This is a genomic window from Pseudorhodoferax sp. Leaf265, from assembly GCF_001422365.1.
Lineage (GTDB): Bacteria > Pseudomonadota > Gammaproteobacteria > Burkholderiales > Burkholderiaceae_C > Pseudorhodoferax.
The window spans coordinates 1-15,423 of sequence record NZ_LMMT01000016.1 but is presented as its reverse complement, the minus strand read 5'-3'; the positions used below and the strand labels follow the sequence as shown (position 1 = coordinate 15,423).

At 71.4% G+C, this 15,423-nt stretch carries 16 protein-coding genes; 15 read left to right on the top strand and 1 reads right to left on the bottom strand.

The features are described from left to right. The first annotated feature begins 2 nt into the window (after positions 1–2). From ASF45_RS16245 to ASF45_RS16200, 10 genes are all read left to right on the top strand, one after another. A complete protein-coding gene (locus ASF45_RS16245; RefSeq protein ID WP_056664550.1) occupies positions 3–506 on the top strand; it encodes a DUF6484 domain-containing protein in 504 nt (167 codons plus the stop codon). 9 nt (positions 507–515) lie between these two features. After that, positions 516–1,556, top strand: a complete 1,041-nt coding sequence (locus tag ASF45_RS16240; protein WP_063887699.1) for a DUF2169 domain-containing protein — start codon at positions 516–518, stop codon at positions 1,554–1,556. 18 nt (positions 1,557–1,574) lie between these two features. Next, complete coding sequence (locus ASF45_RS16235; protein WP_056664546.1) at positions 1,575–2,642, top strand: beta-ketoacyl synthase N-terminal-like domain-containing protein; 1,068 nt, start codon at positions 1,575–1,577, stop codon at positions 2,640–2,642. Positions 2,643–2,644: 2 nt separating this feature from the next. Next, positions 2,645–3,523 (top strand): DUF4150 domain-containing protein, encoded by an 879-nt coding sequence (locus ASF45_RS34090; protein WP_063887698.1) that lies wholly within the window; start codon positions 2,645–2,647, stop codon positions 3,521–3,523. 11 nt (positions 3,524–3,534) lie between these two features. Beyond that, positions 3,535–4,038, top strand: coding sequence for a hypothetical protein (locus ASF45_RS16225; RefSeq protein ID WP_056664543.1), 504 nt, complete (start codon positions 3,535–3,537; stop codon positions 4,036–4,038). 11 nt (positions 4,039–4,049) lie between these two features. Further along, positions 4,050–5,030: a hypothetical protein gene (locus tag ASF45_RS16220; RefSeq protein WP_056664540.1), complete on the top strand. Its 981-nt coding sequence runs from the start codon at positions 4,050–4,052 to the stop codon at positions 5,028–5,030. A gap of 88 nt (positions 5,031–5,118) precedes the next feature. Then, positions 5,119–5,592, top strand: a complete 474-nt coding sequence (locus ASF45_RS16215; RefSeq protein ID WP_056664538.1) for a GNAT family N-acetyltransferase — start codon at positions 5,119–5,121, stop codon at positions 5,590–5,592. A gap of 45 nt (positions 5,593–5,637) precedes the next feature. Continuing rightward, the gene (locus tag ASF45_RS16210) at positions 5,638–7,482 is read left to right on the top strand and encodes a protein kinase (RefSeq protein WP_056664536.1); all 1,845 of its coding nucleotides are present in this window, start codon (positions 5,638–5,640) and stop codon (positions 7,480–7,482) included. A gap of 4 nt (positions 7,483–7,486) precedes the next feature. Further along, positions 7,487–8,533, top strand: coding sequence for a polysaccharide deacetylase family protein (locus ASF45_RS16205; RefSeq protein ID WP_056664533.1), 1,047 nt, complete (start codon positions 7,487–7,489; stop codon positions 8,531–8,533). Continuing rightward, positions 8,530–9,096, top strand: coding sequence for a hypothetical protein (locus tag ASF45_RS16200; RefSeq protein ID WP_156473043.1), 567 nt, complete (start codon positions 8,530–8,532; stop codon positions 9,094–9,096). Before ASF45_RS16205 ends, ASF45_RS16200 begins: the two co-directional genes overlap by 4 nt. 9 nt (positions 9,097–9,105) lie before the next feature. On the opposite strand, the gene ASF45_RS16195 is transcribed toward ASF45_RS16200, so the two are convergent. Further along, positions 9,106–10,086: a LysM peptidoglycan-binding domain-containing protein gene (locus tag ASF45_RS16195; protein ID WP_056664527.1), complete on the bottom strand. Its 981-nt coding sequence runs from the start codon at positions 10,084–10,086 to the stop codon at positions 9,106–9,108. A gap of 106 nt (positions 10,087–10,192) precedes the next feature. Between ASF45_RS16195 and ASF45_RS16190 the strand changes: the two genes are divergently transcribed. The 5 genes from ASF45_RS16190 (at position 10,193) to ASF45_RS37115 (ending at position 14,939) form a co-directional block, all read left to right on the top strand. Then, on the top strand, positions 10,193–11,518 hold the full coding sequence (locus ASF45_RS16190) for a TIGR02270 family protein (protein WP_056664524.1): 1,326 nt from the start codon (positions 10,193–10,195) through the stop codon (positions 11,516–11,518). After that, the gene (locus ASF45_RS35380; RefSeq protein ID WP_156473042.1) at positions 11,518–11,685 is read left to right on the top strand and encodes a hypothetical protein; all 168 of its coding nucleotides are present in this window, start codon (positions 11,518–11,520) and stop codon (positions 11,683–11,685) included. Before ASF45_RS16190 ends, ASF45_RS35380 begins: the two co-directional genes overlap by 1 nt. A 50-nt stretch (positions 11,686–11,735) precedes the next feature. Further along, a complete protein-coding gene (tagH, locus tag ASF45_RS16185; protein WP_162244014.1) occupies positions 11,736–13,166 on the top strand; it encodes a type VI secretion system-associated FHA domain protein TagH in 1,431 nt (476 codons plus the stop codon). 157 nt (positions 13,167–13,323) lie between these two features. Next, positions 13,324–14,079, top strand: a complete 756-nt coding sequence (locus tag ASF45_RS16180) for a PP2C family serine/threonine-protein phosphatase (protein ID WP_056664518.1) — start codon at positions 13,324–13,326, stop codon at positions 14,077–14,079. Positions 14,080–14,516: 437 nt separating this feature from the next. After that, positions 14,517–14,939, top strand: a complete 423-nt coding sequence (locus ASF45_RS37115) for an SMI1/KNR4 family protein (RefSeq protein ID WP_082551062.1) — start codon at positions 14,517–14,519, stop codon at positions 14,937–14,939. Positions 14,940–15,423 lie beyond the last annotated feature (484 nt).

The following is a 15,423-nucleotide window of genomic DNA, read 5'->3' as shown; positions in this document are numbered from 1 at the left end:
ATATGCACCGCGACCCCCTTCCCCCGCCATTCGCGCATGGCCTCGCCGATCCACCGCCCCTGGTCCCGGCGGTGGCGGCACTGGCGGCTGTGCAGACCGGAAGGCTGGGCGGCTTCGACAGCGACGACGCACCTCTGCTCACCTGCGCGCTGTGGCCGGCGGGCGAGCTGCGGCGTGCGCAGACCATCGTGGAACTGCACCAGCACTGGATCGGCGCACGCGTCGTGTTCGTGCTGGAGGAGCAAGACCTGTGCAGGCCCATCGTTCTCGGCGTGGTGCTGGAGCCCGGCAGCCGCCGCAGCTGCGCGGCGACATCGTCGGGGCTGACCATCACGGCCGACGACCAGCGCATCCACCTGAAGGCCGCGCGCGAGATCGTGCTCGAGTGCGGCGCCGCGAGCATCACCTTGACGCGGGCCGGCAAGGTCCTTGTCAAAGGTGCGCACCTGGTCAGCACCTCGACCGGCAGCAACCGCATCAAGGGCGCGGTGGTCGACATCAACTAGTGGTGCGCCATGTGGCAGATCGACAACCGGACCCCGTTCGCAGCCGCGGGCACCTGGGTGCGCGACCGCGACGGCCGCGAAGTCTGGATCACCGCAGTCAAGGCCACGTTCGAACTCGGCGCCGACGGCGCGCTGCGGATCGCGCAGCAGCAAGACCCGGTACGGGCGGCGCCGCTGCACCGGGGTGCACCGCAGTGCAGCAGCCTGCTCGCGGAGTCCGACCTGGTCCTGACCAAGCGCACGACGGACATCGCGGTCGAGGGCATCGCCCACGCTCCGCTGGGTCGTGAGGTCGAGGCCATGGAGGTGCAGGTGCGCGTCGGGCCGGTGCTCAAGCGCCTGCGCGTCACCGGCGATCGACGCTGGCGCCGCGGGGCACCCGGGCCCGCCCAGGCGTTCACGCAGATGCCGATCGTCTACGAGCGGGCCTTCGGCGGCATGGATCCGCAGGCCGGTGCCACGGCCCAGGACATGCGCAATCCGGTGGGCACCGGTTTCTGCGTCGGGGGGGAGGGCCCGGAGGCCAGCGCGCCGCCCAATGTCGAGTACCCGGACGAGCGCGTGCTCTGGTGGCGCGACAGGCCGCGCCCTGCCGGCCTGGGCGTCGTGGCCGCACATTGGCAGCCGCGCGCGCGATGGGCCGGCACCTACGACGCGGGCTGGATGGCCACGCGGCAACCACTGGTGCCCGACGATTTCGACGAGCGCTACTTCCAGAGCGTTCCCGAGGACCAGCAGGCGCCCCACTTCCTGCAGGGCGGCGAGCCGGTGCTGCTGCACGGCCTGAGTCCCGCCGGCGATCTGGCGTTCCACCTGCCGCGCTGCACACCGCGCTTCCAGACGCATTTCTTGCGCGGCCCCCCGCTGCGCCACACCGGCCAACTGCACAGCGTGCTGCTCGCGCCGCCCCGCTGTGGCCTGGTGTTCCATTCCGCACTGCCGTGCCATGAACGCGGCGACTGGCTGGAGCGCACGGTCGTGTCCTGTGACTGGACTGCGCTGGCGCCCCACCTGCCGGCCGGCGCGGCGCCTGCGTCGGCGTGCACCTGACGACGGAACCGGCCTGCAGTGAACCCGCAAGACCTGAACCTCGTCGGCGCCGGCGCCGCGACCTCGGTCGGCCGCGGCTGGCACGCCAGTTGCGCGGCGCAGCGGGCGGGGCTTGCAGGGTTCGTCGCCCATCCGTTCGCGCACGACGTGCTGGGCCAGGCCGTGCGCGTGGCACCGGCAGCTTGGCTGACCTGGGGAACCGATGCTGCCGCGCGCCTGGCAGCCCTGCTTGTCGACGCAGTGGAGGAAGCCTTCCAGCCACTGGCAGGGCCAGCACCAGACCTGCGCTGCGGCCTGGTGTTGGCCCTGCCGGCACCGCGCCCCGGCCTCCCCTTGGACCTGGTGGAGCAGACCTGCGCTGCGCTGCGCCGTGGGCTGGAGTTCCGCGGACTGCAGGCGCCGCCCGTGCTGGCCAGCCTTGCGCAAGGCCATGCGGCGGGCTTCGCTGCACTGCGCGCCGCGGCGCAGGCCTTGCACGACGGCCGCGCCGATGCCTGCATCGTGGCCGGCGCCGATTCCTGGCTGGAGCCCGACACGCTGGCCTGGCTGGAATCCTGTGCGCGGCTCCATGGCGCGGGTACGCTGAACGATCCATGGGGACGGGTGCCGGGCGAAGCCGGTGCCGCGCTGCTGCTGTGCACCCAGCGAACATGTGCGCAGCTGCGCCTGCCGACGCTGGCGCGCCTGGCGTCGGTCGGCCTGGGCAGTGAGCCGTGCACCCCCGCCGGGCAGGTCTGCACCGGCGCGGGCCTGACGCAGGCCTTGTCCGGCGCCCTGGCTGCCCTTCCGGACCGCCGACGGGTGGACGATGTCGTCTGCGACATGAACGGCGAACGGGACCGCGCCAACGAGTTCGCCTTCACCGCGCTGCGTGTCGCCGATCGCCTACGAAGCGCCAGCGGTTTCATCGCGCCGGCCGACACCTGGGGCGACGTCGGGGCCGCCTCGGCCCCGCTGTGTGTGGCGGCGGCGGCGATGGCCGGGCTGAAGGGCTACGCCGCAGGCCCCTGGGTCCTGGTCTGGGGCGGCTCGGACGGGCCCCTGCGCGGCGCCGCCCTGTTCGAGCGCCGGCCGGCAGGTCACTAGCCATGCCGTCGAGCGTCAAGGTCAACGGCACCACCAATTCCCTGGTGCACAAGGGCAGCAACGGGCTGTCCAAGGCAACCCTGCCGGACGTGTGCAAGACGCCGACGCCGGGCGGGCCGGTGCCCATGCCCTATCCGAACATCGCGCAGGCCGCGACGCTGGCCAAGGGAACGTCCACCGTCAAAGCCGACGGCATGATGATCGCCATCAAGGGATCCGAGTTCTCGTTGAGCAACGGCGACGAGGCCGGCACGGTGGGCGGCGTGAAGTCGAACACCTTCATGAAGGAAGCCACCTGGCTCCTGTACTCGTTTGACGTCAAGATGGAAGGCAGCAACGCCTGCCGCCTGTCGGACAAGATGTTCCACAACCACGAGAACACGGTCAATGCGATGGGTGTCGGCCAGCCCGACAAGCGTGTGCGCGAGGTGCTGGACTGCGGCGAGTCCGGCAGCTATGGCGATCTCAAGAAGAAGACCGGCAAGAACCAGTTCGACCGCGACCATGTGCCGTCCAAGGCAGCGCTGAAGGAGCGCGCCAGGAAGCTCGCCGCGTCGATGGGCAAGCGGTTCACGGAGGAAATGGGCAAAGCCGTCGACAACCTCGCCGATGCCATTGCCATTCCCAAGGCGCTGCACCAGCAGCACAGCGAGAGCTACGGCCAGTCGGCCGAGCAGGCCCAGGCCGATGGCGCGAGCACGGCCAAGCTCAACGCTGCGACCAAGCGTGACCTGAAGGCGATCGAGGAGAACATGAAGGACCACATGGACGCGAAATGCCGGGAGCTCTATGCCGCCTGGGCACAGGAGATCCGTGACAAGATCGATGAAGATCCGAACTACTTCGACAAGTTTCTGAAAGCCATCATCCGCAAGACCTAGGAGGACACGCCATGGACCACGAACGCATCGAAGCCCTGCTGGGCCAGCCATTCGAATCGTCCGACATGCAGGCCATGCTCGGCGAGCTGAAGCTGTACGACAAGCCCAAGGCCAAGAAGGACGACCCCGACGACTTTCTCGCCGCCAAGGCCATGGGCATCGAACTCATGTTCGTCGACCAGGACTACATCGCGCGCAAGCCGGTGCTGCGCTACGGCAATGCCCCCATGGTGTTCGTGGGCGCGACCCTGTACTCGGGGCGCCAGAGCAGCAGCCCGGCTTTCCGCGCCTTCTCCGGCAGCCTGCCCGGCCAGGCCCGGTTGGACGACACGGTCGATCAACTGGTCAGCAAGCTCGGTCCGCCGGACATGGTGGACGAGGACGACGGTGTGGTCTATGCGCGCGTCTGGCACCGCGGCATCTGCCATGTCGGGTTCAACTACAACGAAGGCGGGGTGCTGCAGTACGTGCAGTTGAACTGGCGCGACTACATGCAGCGCCTGACCGAAGACTGAGAAGCATCGGCATGCGTGCCACGTCCATCCTGTCGCAACTGGGCCGTGCTGCCACGCAGGGCGGCGTGCAGGCCATGCTGGACGCCCATGGGCTGCGGTGGCGGCCGGCGCTGGATCCGCAGACGCCCGAACGCTTCACCGACTGGTTCGCGCTGCCGGAACAGGGCATCGAGTTCGGTTTCATGGACGAGGCCTACCTGCGCGCCGAGGAGCCCGGGCTGCGTGGGCGCCTCCCGATGCTCTTTCACGAGGTCATCTTCTACAACCGTCCGCCGTGCCATCGCCCCTATTCGCAGGCGTTGCCGTACGGTCTGGACTTCGCGTTCGGCCGCGCGCAGGTGCAGGCCCTGCTGCACGGCAACGGCTGGCCGTCGCGCGCGCATCGCCGCGATGTGTGGGACCTACCCGACCTGCGCTTGATCGTCAGCTATGGCGTCGGCGAAGACACGATCGCCGATGTGATCTGCTGCCTGCGCGAGGGACCCTGGCCGTCCCTGGACACGTCGGTCCCGCCGCATCCTTCGATGGCCACGGTGGCCTCGCTGCTCGGGCAGCCGGTCGACAGCCCCGCCTTTCGGCAGGCCTTTCTTCCGCTCGGTGTCGGCTATGAGGTCGAGCGCCTGGGGCCCGAGCTGATGATCGATCTGCGCCAGGAGTTCGGCTTCGACATCCACGTCGGCGCGCCACCGGCGCAGCCCGGGCGCGCAGCCGGCTTCCATGGCGTGTTCGACAGCATCACCTTCTACCGGGACCGGGACCTGGACGCGCGCGCCTGGGCCGGCGAGTTACCGTTCGGACTGTCGTTCGACGACTCGCCGGCGCAAGCGTTCGGCAAGCTGCCTGGCCGGCCCGAGGAGCAGCACGAAACCGGGCTCGGCGGCTCGGCCGTGTGGCGCCTGCGCAGCTGCTGGTTGCAGGTGGTCTACAGCACGCTGGACAACCTAGTCTGGCGTGTCAGCCTGTTCAGGAAGGAGTTGCTGCCGATCCCATGAGCGTGGCGCACGGCTGTCCGCCCCGCATTGCCACATGACTTTGGTCAGTGCGCGGAGCGGCCATGCTCCGCCACGATGCAGCCGCGCCATGGACATGCTGATCGCCCTTGCCACCTTGCCGGCCGCCCCTGCCCTGCCCGGCCCGCACATCCGCAAGCCCATCGGCCCCGAGCACGAACTCCTCATCGCCTGGATCGCCCACCACTTCACCCCTGCCTGGGCCAGCGAAGCCCGCGCCGCCCTCGCCAACCGCCCCCTCACCCTCTTCATCGCCACCCGTGGCGACCCCTCCGAGCTCCTGGGCTTCTGCAGCTACGACGCCACCGCCCGCAGCTTCGTCGGCCCCATCGGCGTTCTCGACACCGCCCGCCGAACCGGCATCGGCTCCGCCCTGCTGCTGGCCTGCCTGCACGACATGCGCGCCATGGGCTATGGCTACGCCGTGGCCGGCGCCGTCGGCGCACCCGACTTCTTCCGCCACGTCGCCAGCGCCATCGACATCCCCGACTCCACGCCCGGCATCTACGCCGGCATGCTCCGCGCGCCATCCGCCGCGCCATGACTTTCGTTCATTGCCGCCACGCCGCGCCGCGTTCAGCATGCCCCCATGCCCGAAGCCGCCCGCGACGAGACACTGCAGGTTTCCGCCCCGCCTGATGCGGACGCGCAGGCCGCGCCGCTGGACGCCGACGCCACCCGCATCGCCCCGCGCACGGCCGGCCCACGCACACCGCCGACCCACACCCGGCTGCACACCCAGACCAACACCCACACCCGCGGCAGCGGCCTGACCCTGCCCGGCGGCAGCGCCCATGCCGCCGACCTCGAGGTGCGCCAGGTCGGCCGCTACCAGATCCTCGCCAAGCTCGGCCGCGGCGGCATGGCCACGGTCTTCCGCGCGCACGACCCGGACATCGGCCGCGACGTGGCGATCAAGTTCCTGCACGCCTCGCTGTGCGAGGACGAGGAGTACCGCGCGCGCTTCCTGCGCGAGGCACGCGCAGCCGGCGGCCTCTCGCACCCGCACATCGTGACCGTGCACGACGTCGGCGAGATCGACGGCCGGCCCTACATGGCCATGGAATTGCTGGACGGCGATCCGCTGGCCGACCTGCTGCAGGGCGGCCAGCCACTGCCGGTGCGCGACGTGGTGGTCATGGGCATCCAACTGGCGCAGGCGCTGGACTACGCGCACCAGCGCGGCATCGTGCACCGCGACATCAAGCCCGGCAACATCGCGCGGCTGCGCGGCGGGCAGACCATCAAGGTCATGGACTTCGGCATCGCCCACATGGCGGCCACCTCGGCCGGCGAGCAGCGCACGCGCGTGGGCGACGTGCTGGGCACGCCGCAGTACATGTCGCCCGAGCAGATGCAGGGCGGCAAGATCGACGGCCGCTCGGACCTGTTCACGGCCGGCATCGTGCTCTACCAGATGCTGACCGGGCAGCGCCCGTTCCAGGGCGACAGCGTGGTCACGCTGGCGCTCAAGATCTCCAAGGAAGACCCGACGCCCATCGAGAAGCTGCGCCCCGAGGTGCCGCCCGCGCTGCGCCGCGTGATCGACCGCTGCCTGGCCAAGGCGCCCGAGCGGCGCCACCAGAGCGGCGCGGCGCTGGCCGAGGCGCTGCAGCGCGTGCTGGCCGAGATCGACGAGCAAGCGCGCGCAGGCGAAGGCACGCAGGCACGCGGCGTGCCGCTGCGGCTCAAGTGGGCCGGCCTGATGGCGCTGATCGTGGCCGGGGTGATGGCCATCACGGCCTCGCTGATCGTGCAGCGCCAGCAGGCCGCGCTGATGGCGCAGGTGGGCGACTCGGGTGCGGCACTGACGCGCTTCATCGCGGCGCAGAACGCGGTGCCGGCGCTGTCCGAGGACTGGGTGGTCGTCGACGTGGCGCTGCAGAACCTCATGCAGACGCGCGACTTCGAGAGCATCACCGTGACCGACCGCGGCGGTGTGGTGCGTGCCGCGAGCCGGCCCGAACTGGTGGGCCAGCCCTGGCGCGCACCCAGTGGCGAGGCGCTGGGCGAGGCCGGCGGCGTGCAGCGCACGCGCTACGAGGCGAGCGGTGAGACCGTGCTGGGCTTCGCCGCGCCCATCACCTTCCAGGGCAAGGCCGTGGGCCAGGTCGTGCTGGGCCTGCCCGAGCGCGCGCTGGCCGCGGTGGCACGCCAGTCGCAGTGGCTGATGGCGGTGCTGGCGCTGGTCACCGTCGCGGCCGTGGCGCTGGCCATGTACCTGGTGGGAACCTGGTTCGCGCGGCCGATCCGGCTGGTCGGCGAGGCCATGGACGAGATCACCGCGGGGCGGCTGGACTTCCGCATCCGCGAGCAGCGCAAGGACGAGTTCGGCCAGCTCTACGCGGCCTTCGACCGCATGGCCCAGGCGCTGCAGGAGCGCACCGCGCCGCCGCCCGCCGAGGCCTCGCCCGCAAGCGAACAACCGGGCTGACGGCATGTGGCTGCTGCCCTGCCCGCTGCGCGCCGCTGTGGTCCTGGTGCCTGCGCTGCTGGCGGCCTGCGGTACGCCACAGCCGGCACCGCCGGCGACCGCACCCGCGCCAGTGGCCACGCCGCAGGCGTCGCAGGACGGCGTGCTCGCGCGTGGCGAGCGCTTGCTGGTCTACCTGCCGCGCAGCGGCGACACGCTGCGCAGCATCGCCGCGCAATGGCTGGGCAGCGCAGAGCAGGACTGGCAGATCGCCGCGGCCAATGGCGGCATCGCGCAGCCCCAGCCCGGTGTGCCGCTGGTGGTGCCGCTGCAGGCCCCCAACCCGGGCGGCATCACCGGCGACAGCTACCAGACCGTGCCGGTGCTGTGCTACCACCGCTTCGGCAGTGGCGGTGGCCGCATGTCGGTCACGCCCACGCGCTTTGCCGAGCAGATGCAATGGCTGGTGGACAACGGCTACCGCGTGGTGCGGCTCGCGCAGCTGGGCGACTACCTCGCGGGCCGGGCCGCGCTGCCGCCGCGCGCCGTGGTCGTCACCGTGGACGACGGCTACGCCTCCTTCCACCAGCATGCCTGGCCGGTGCTGCGCCGGCTCGGCCTGCCGGCCACGCTGTTCGTCTACACCGACTTCATCGGCGCCGGGCTGGCCGTGGGCTGGCCGCAGCTGCAGGAACTGGCGGCCTCGGGCCTGGTCGACGTGCAGGTGCATTCCAAGACGCACCGCAACCTGATCGAGCGCCAGGCCGGAGAGAGCGACGAGCGCTACCGCCAGAGCCTGGACCAGGAGATCCGCGTGCCGCGCGAGCTGCTGCAGCAGCGCCTGCCCACGCCGGTGCAGCACTACGCCTACCCGTTCGGCGATGCCAACGAGCAGGTGCTGGAGCTGCTGGCGCGCCAGCACTACCGGCTGGCCGTCACCGTCACGCCGGGCGGCAACCCGTTCTTCGCCCAGCCCCTCATGCTGCGCCGGACCATGATCTTCGGCGACCACGACATGGAGGCGTTCCGGGCCCGCCTGCAGACCAGCCGGCGCATCGGCACGCAGCCATGAGCGCAGCGTCCGCGCCCTTGCTGGCCGCCTGCGTGCTGGTGCTTTCCGGCTGCGCCAGCGCACCCTCCTCCGGCCCGGCCGCGGACCCTGCAGCCGCCCCGTCGCCCGACCAGCAGGAGCAGGCCATCGGCCGCTTCGAAGGGCTGCAGCGCGTGCGCGCGCTGCAGCTGGAAGACGAGGGCCAGTGGGCCGACGCGGCCTGGACCTGGGAGGTGCTGGTGGTGCTGCGGCCCGCGCATGCGCCCTACCGCGAACGCGCTGCCGCGCTGCGCCAGCGCATCGCCGCCGCCGTTGCCGAGCAACTCGACCGCGCGGAAGCGGCCCAGCGGCGCGGCGCGCCGGACCAGGCCGCCACCCACTACCTGCGCGCGCTGGCGCTGCAGCCCGACCATGCGCAGGCGGCCGATGCACTGCGCGCGCTCGAACGCGAGCGCAACCGGCGCATGTATCTGGGCAAGCCCTCGCGGCTCACGATCCAGCGGCGCGACGGACTGGAGGCCGCGCCGCCGCGGCCGCGGTCCGCGGCCAGGCCCGCCGCAAGCAACCAGGCCGACGCGCCCTGAGCCGCGCGCTCACTTCAGCTTGTCGGCCCGCTCCTGCAGCTGCTGGGCCTTCTGCCGCTCCAGCCGCGCCGTCTCGTTCGACGGTTCGAGCTCGAGCACGCGGTCCCAGCTGCGGATCGCGCTGGCCAGGTCCTGGCGCGCAAAGGCCGAGCGCGCGGCCAGTCCGTGGCGTTCGACGAGGCGCTTGCGCACGGCCTCCGCACGGGCCTTCGCACCGGACTGGTCGAGCGTTGCCGCACGTTCGTATTCCGTCAGCGCGCGCTCCAGTTGGCCCGCGCGCTCGGCCGCCTCTGCGCTGCGCAGGGCCTGCTCACCCGGCGAGGGCTCGGGCGCGGGTGTCGGTGCCGGCGGGGGCGGCGGCACCGGTGCGGGCGTGGCTGCGGGCGGCTCGGCCGGGACAGGCGCAGGGGCTGCGGCGGCCCGGCTGGGCGCGGGCGCCGGCGGCCGCGCGGCGGGTTCGGGCGCCGCAGCGGTGCCGCCCGCGGGCGGCTTGCCCGGGATGCGCAGCACCTGCCCGCTGCTGATCTGCTTGGGCACTGCGATGCCGTTGTAGCGCGCCAGAATGTAGAAGGCGTAGAGGTCGTTGAGGAAGCGCTGTGCGATGCGCGACAGCGTGTCGCTGGGCCGCACCGTGTAGTTGAAGGACTCGCGCCCCAGTTCGGCCGGGTCCATGGTGATCTGGCGCATCAGGTTCACGGCCAGCTTGTTGTTGAAGTCCAGCGCCAGCGCGCGGTCGAGTTCGGCGCGCGCCTCGTCCTCCTTGCCGGCCTCCAGCAGGTCGATCACGGCGCGCGCGATCTTCTGCGCCTGCGCCGCCTCCGCCGCCGTGGCCGGGCGCTGCGGCGCACGCGGCGGCGTGGGGTCGGGCTCGGGCGGCAGTGGCGCCGGCGCCGGCATGGTGGGCACCTGCGCGGGTGCCGGTGGAGGCGGTGTGGCACAGCCGGCCAGCAGCACCAGCACCGCCACGAAGACCAGGGATGGTTTCGGCATGGAAGACGCTCTCGATGCGACGCCTGCAGTATGGGAGCGGCGCGCGCATTGCGCAGGTGACTTTCGGACATTGCCCTGGGCCCGTCGCCACGCGCAGCATGTCCCGGTGCAAGCGCCCCTCTCCTCCACCCGCCTGCAGGCCGAGCCCGCCACCGCCATGGCACCCCCGGGGCGGGCGCTGCAGCGCCCGCCGATTCCGGCCATCGTGCAGCAGCACGCGGACGATGCGCTGCACCTGCGCCACGTGCGCTCGGTGCTGGTGCGCGCACCGCATGTGCGGCTGCTGCAGCTGGGCCGGCTCGACGAACGGCTGGACGCCCATCTGGACGGGCTGGCCGTCGCCGGCGCCTACGGCCTCGCGCGTGCGCAGGCGGCGCTGGAACAGCTGGGCTGCGGCGAGGTCTTCGCGGCCTTCGCCGCCGCGCTGCAGGCGCAGGACACCGCCGTGCAGCACCGCGTGCTGGCGCTCGCGCCTGCCGCGCCCGAGGCCTGGCGCGGCATCGTTTCGGCACTGGGCTGGACCAGCGCGCCCTTGCTGCGCGAACCCGTGCGTGCGCTGCTGGCCGCCGCGTCGCCGTGGCAACGCGCGCTGGGCCTGGATGCCTGCCGGCTGCACCATGTCGACCCTGGCCCGGCGCTGGCCACGGCCCTGCGCGCGGACGATCCCGTGCTGCGCCTGGCCGCGCTGCGCACCGCGGCCGCGCTGGGGCGCAGCGCGCTGCTGCCGCTGGTGCTGGCCGCGCTGGAGTCCGCCCCCCAGGACGCGGCTGCCGCCCATGCGGCCTGCCTGCTCGGCGACCGTGGTGCGGCATTGCGCGCCCTCGAACAGGCCGCCTTCGCCACGCCCGCCGCCTGCGACCTGCTGCGCCCGCTGGCCGTGCAGGCGCTGCCGCCCCAACAGGCACGCGCGCAACTGCGCCAGCTGATGCCCGTGGCGCCGCGCGAGGCCGTGCGCGCCATCGGCTGGCTCGGCGATGCGCGGCTCGTGCCCTGGCTCATCGAACGCATGGAGGACGTGGCGCTGGCGCGCGTGGCCGGCGAGGCCTTCTCCACCATCACCGGCGCCGACCTCGCTGCGCTGGACCTGGAACGGCCAGCGCCCGCGGACCTTGCCACCGGCCCCAACGACGATCCGGACGACGACAACGTGGCGCTCGACGACGACGAGAACCTGCCCTGGCCCGACCCGGCGCGCGTGCAGCGCTGGTGGCAGGCACAGGCCGGCACCTTGGCGGGTGCCACACGCTGCTTCGTCGGCGCAGCGCCCACCGCCGAGCACCTGGGCCAGGTGCTGCGCACGGGTTCGCAGCGCCAGCGCGCACTCGCGGCCCAGCAGTTGGTGCTGCTGCAGCCGGGCCAGGCCTTGTTCAACGTGGCGGCGCCGACCTGGCGTCAGCGCCGCCTGCTCGGCCTGCCGGCCCGCGGCGGCTGATGCACACCGGCGTGGTGTTCGCACTGTTGGCCGGCGCCTTCCTCGTCGCGGCTGCCTTGCGCGCAGTGCGGCTGCGGCGCGCTGACGGGGCCGTGCGCACCTGGGCCTGGCTGGCGCTGGTGTTCGGCGCCGTCGCCGCCTGGCTGGCCATGACTTTCGGACATTGAGCCTGGCGCCCCGCGGCCCCACCATGGCCGGGCCGAAGGAGCGCATCACCATGACCCTGACCCTGCGCGCGGTGTCGCTGAACGAACTGCCGCTGACCCAGCCCATCACGGCGCAGTTCGACGACCGCGGAGGCACCATCGGCCGGGCCGACCACAACACACTGGCCCTGCCCGACCCCGAGCGCCACATCTCGCGCCAGCAGGCCGAAATCCAGGCCCGGCCGCAGGGCGGCTTCCTGATCCGCAACATCGGCAGCGCCAACCCCATCGTGGTCGCAGGCCAGCCGCTGCTGCAGGGCGAGTCGGCGCCGCTGCAGGCACGCGACGAGGTGCGCATCGGCGGCTACCGGCTCGAGGTGGTGGCCGGCCCGGAGCCCGATGCGGGCGCCACGCTGTTGCGGCCGGCCGCGCCGGCCATGCCGGCCGGCGCGGGCAATCCCTTCGCGGACTTGCTCGGCGGCGACACAGCGCCCCCCCGGACACCGCCCGCGCGCGCGGCGCCGGCGGCCGCGCTGCTGCCCGACGACTTCGACCCCTTCGCCGCGCGCGCCGACAGCGCTCGCCCAGCGGCGCCCACGCCGGCAGCGACCGCCGACGACCCCTTCGCCGACCTGCTGCCCGCCGGCGAAGGCCGCTCGCTCGACGAGATGTTCGGCCTGTCGCCGGGCACGCCCACGCACGATGCGATGGCCGGCTTCATGGCCGGCGCCACCGACACCACGCCGCGGCTGGCGCCCGCGCCGGCCACGCAGGCAGACCACACGCCACTGCTGCAGACGCCCTTCATGCCACGCCCCGTGCCGCCCCCGGATCCGGCCCCAGGTCCGGTGCCGAGGCCTGTGCCGGTGGTCGCACCGCCGCTGGCCGCCTCGGATGGCGACGACGCGCTCTGGGCCGCCTTCTGCGCCGGCGCCGGCATCCGACCCGACCCGGCCCAGGGCAGCGGCGCCGCCCGCATGCAGTTGGTCGGCGAACTGCTGCGCGCCGCTGTCGACGGCACCTTGCAGATGCTGGCCGTGCGCGCGGCCACGCGCCAGGAGCTGCGTGCCAACGTGACCATGATCCGCGCGCGCGACAACAACCCGCTCAAGTTCTCGCCCGATGCGCAGTCGGTTCTGGAGCAGTTGCTGCGCCCGCCGCTGCGCGGCTTCCTGCCCGCGGGCGAAGCCATGCACGACGCCATGCAGGACCTGGTGGGCCACACCATCGGCAGCATGGCCGGCACCCGCGCCGCGCTGGAGGGCGTGCTGGCGCGCTTCGAGCCCACGGTGCTGGAATCCAAGCTCAGTGGCCGCTCGGTGCTCGACAGCGTGCTGCCGCAGAACCGCAAGGCGCGGCTCTGGGAACTGTACCTGCGCCACTTCGAGGCGCTGCGCGAGGAGGCCCGCGAGGACTTCCACGCGCTGTTCGGCAAGGCCTTCCTGGAGGCCTACGAGGAGCAGTTGCAGCGCCTGGCCCGGCATGCCGGCGACAAGCAATGAGCGCCGCGCCGGGCCGCCCCAAGCAAGCTCGCGCCCCCTCGGGGGGCAGCGAACCTCGCGTAGCGGGGAGCGTGGGGGCCACGTCTGCCGCGCCGGGCCGCCCCAAGCAAGCTCGCTCCCGCCCGGCGGGACAGGCCGCAGGCCGAAGGGTGCACCCATGACGGCACCGGCCTTGCGCCTGCAGGTGGCGGCCTGCAGCGAACAGGGAACACGCGCCATCAACGAGGACGTGGTGCTCATGCGCGACAACGGCCCGGCCTGGTTTGCCGTGCTGGCCGATGGCGCGGGCGGGCATGCCGATGGCGCAGAAGCCGCGCGCCGCGCCGTCGGCAGCCTGCAGGCCGGCCTGGGCGACGCCACGCTGCCCTGGCGGCCCGAACTGCTGAACGATGCGGTGCTGGCCGCCCATGCCGAAGTGCGCGGGGGCCGGCGCACGCAGGCGCCCATGCACACCACCGTGGTGGCGCTGTGCCTAGACCCGCGCCGCGGCGTCGCGCTGTGGAGCCACGTGGGCGATTCGCGGCTGTACCGGTTGCGCGGACACAGCATCGACCAGGTCACGCGCGACGACACGCTGGTGCAGGGCCTCATCGACGCGGGCGTGCTGACGCCCGAGCAGGCCCGGCACCACCCACACAAGCACCACCTGGCGGCCGCCTTGGGCATCGACGGCGAGCTGCAGCCGCACACCACGGCCGAGCAGCCGCTGGCCAGCGGCGACGTGTTCCTGCTGTGCAGCGACGGCTGGTGGGCCAGCGTGGGCGACGCCGGCATCGTCGCCAGCCTGGTGACCGCCGACTCGCCGCAGGCCTGGCTGGCGGCCATGCGCGACGCCATCGTGGCACAGGGCCGGCGCGACCAGGACAACTACAGCGCCATCGCGGTATGGATCGTCGAGGCGGCAGCCGCCTGAGGTGTTGGATGGCAGAGCAAGGGAAGAAGTCCCGCCTCCAGGTCATGGGCGGCCTTCTGGGCAACGTCAGTGGCGCTGTGCCAGCGCAGGCGCCATCTCCCGCCGCATGGCCCGCCACACGCGCGCCAGGCAGGCGCGCATCCACAGGTTCCTGTCACCGAACACACGCGACTGCCTCACGTCCCGTGGGTCTGGCTCGAAATGCAGTGACCAGGTGAGGCCACTGCAGGTAGGGCGCCAGTCGAACGGCTGCCGCTGGTCCAGGCGCACCACGAACGGTGCCCCGTTCACCAGGCCGCCAGCGCGGCGCTGCTCGGCGCGCGCACCGCACTCGGAAGCGGTTGCCCTGCAGCGGGGGCACATGCTCAAATGTTGCGCGGAAATTCTTAACGATCGAGATACATCAAAGTTATTCCTCATGAAAGTCCCAGGGTTCGATCCAGTGGCGCGGGGAGCATCGGAGCAAAGAGATTGAAGGTGCACAGCTACTCCTTGGCGTCCGATTTCCGGAAGCTTATGTTGAGTTGCTCGCCTCATTTTCCGGTGCCTACGGCGATGCGGACTTTTCGTTCCCTGAGTCTAGGTCGCGCGGCTCCGTTGGCTGTTGGATTTCAGTTTCACCTTGGTCGTCCGAATCGTTGTGGGCAATGCTCTCCTCATGGTCGGAGCATGGCCTCCCACAGAGCGTCGTGCCTGTTGCCGCGGACGGTGGCGGCAACCTGATCTGCCTTGACTTTCGGCAACGTGGAGAACCTGTGGTTTCAGCGTGGTTCCACGAGCTTCCTGGCGAAGACGGTCTTATCAACGTTGCTTCCTCATTTGCGGGATTTCTCAGCCTGCTCCGCGCACATGAGGAATAACATGCCGTTCCATCGGACCGCCTGCGGCGGCCGCTGACCTTCACGTTAGGCCAAGCTATGGCGATCCCTCCAGTCACAAAGCGAACAAACGAAAATGGCTTCGTCGAATACCACCTGGGGTTCGATAGCGCTTGGGAGGGCGTCGACTCCTTCGTCAAATATCTTCAGAAGCAATGGAACGGTGAGGTCTCCGAATCTGTTGATTCAATCTATTCGCGTCGGTGGGTAGTAAGGTCAGCCGGTGTGCCTATCTCCATCTATCACGACAGCCAACTCGGAAATTTCTTTCTTCGAGAGGATGGGGTAGATGATCTGACGCTTCTAGAAAAAATTGCCCTTGATGTTGCGGAGAGAATGCAATGACCTTTGCTCCCCAGCCTAACACTTCTACAGGGACTTCCCACTTCGTCAAGAGCGGCTCATAAGCGTTCTTCCTGAAAAACGGTATTCGCATTCATTGATCGAAGACGCACGATGGATTCAG

What these genes read in the sequence shown, in the direction of transcription:
- ASF45_RS16240 (WP_063887699.1), top strand. Translation starts at nt 516, where the DNA reads ATGTGGCAGATCGACAACCGGACCCCGTTCGCAGCCGCGGGCACCTGG.
- ASF45_RS16205 (WP_056664533.1), top strand. Translation starts at nt 7,487, where the DNA reads ATGTGGCTGCTGCCCTGCCCGCTGCGCGCCGCTGTGGTCCTGGTGCCT.
- ASF45_RS16215 (WP_056664538.1), top strand. Translation starts at nt 5,119, where the DNA reads ATGGACATGCTGATCGCCCTTGCCACCTTGCCGGCCGCCCCTGCCCTG.
- ASF45_RS16210 (WP_056664536.1), top strand. Translation starts at nt 5,638, where the DNA reads ATGCCCGAAGCCGCCCGCGACGAGACACTGCAGGTTTCCGCCCCGCCT.
- ASF45_RS16220 (WP_056664540.1), top strand. Translation starts at nt 4,050, where the DNA reads ATGCGTGCCACGTCCATCCTGTCGCAACTGGGCCGTGCTGCCACGCAG.
- ASF45_RS16195 (WP_056664527.1), bottom strand. Translation starts at nt 10,086, where the DNA reads ATGCCGAAACCATCCCTGGTCTTCGTGGCGGTGCTGGTGCTGCTGGCC.
- tagH (WP_162244014.1), top strand. Translation starts at nt 11,736, where the DNA reads ATGACCCTGACCCTGCGCGCGGTGTCGCTGAACGAACTGCCGCTGACC.
- ASF45_RS35380 (WP_156473042.1), top strand. Translation starts at nt 11,518, where the DNA reads ATGCACACCGGCGTGGTGTTCGCACTGTTGGCCGGCGCCTTCCTCGTC.
- ASF45_RS16225 (WP_056664543.1), top strand. Translation starts at nt 3,535, where the DNA reads ATGGACCACGAACGCATCGAAGCCCTGCTGGGCCAGCCATTCGAATCG.
- ASF45_RS16200 (WP_156473043.1), top strand. Translation starts at nt 8,530, where the DNA reads ATGAGCGCAGCGTCCGCGCCCTTGCTGGCCGCCTGCGTGCTGGTGCTT.
- ASF45_RS34090 (WP_063887698.1), top strand. Translation starts at nt 2,645, where the DNA reads ATGCCGTCGAGCGTCAAGGTCAACGGCACCACCAATTCCCTGGTGCAC.
- ASF45_RS16180 (WP_056664518.1), top strand. Translation starts at nt 13,324, where the DNA reads ATGACGGCACCGGCCTTGCGCCTGCAGGTGGCGGCCTGCAGCGAACAG.
- ASF45_RS16245 (WP_056664550.1), top strand. Translation starts at nt 3, where the DNA reads ATGCACCGCGACCCCCTTCCCCCGCCATTCGCGCATGGCCTCGCCGAT.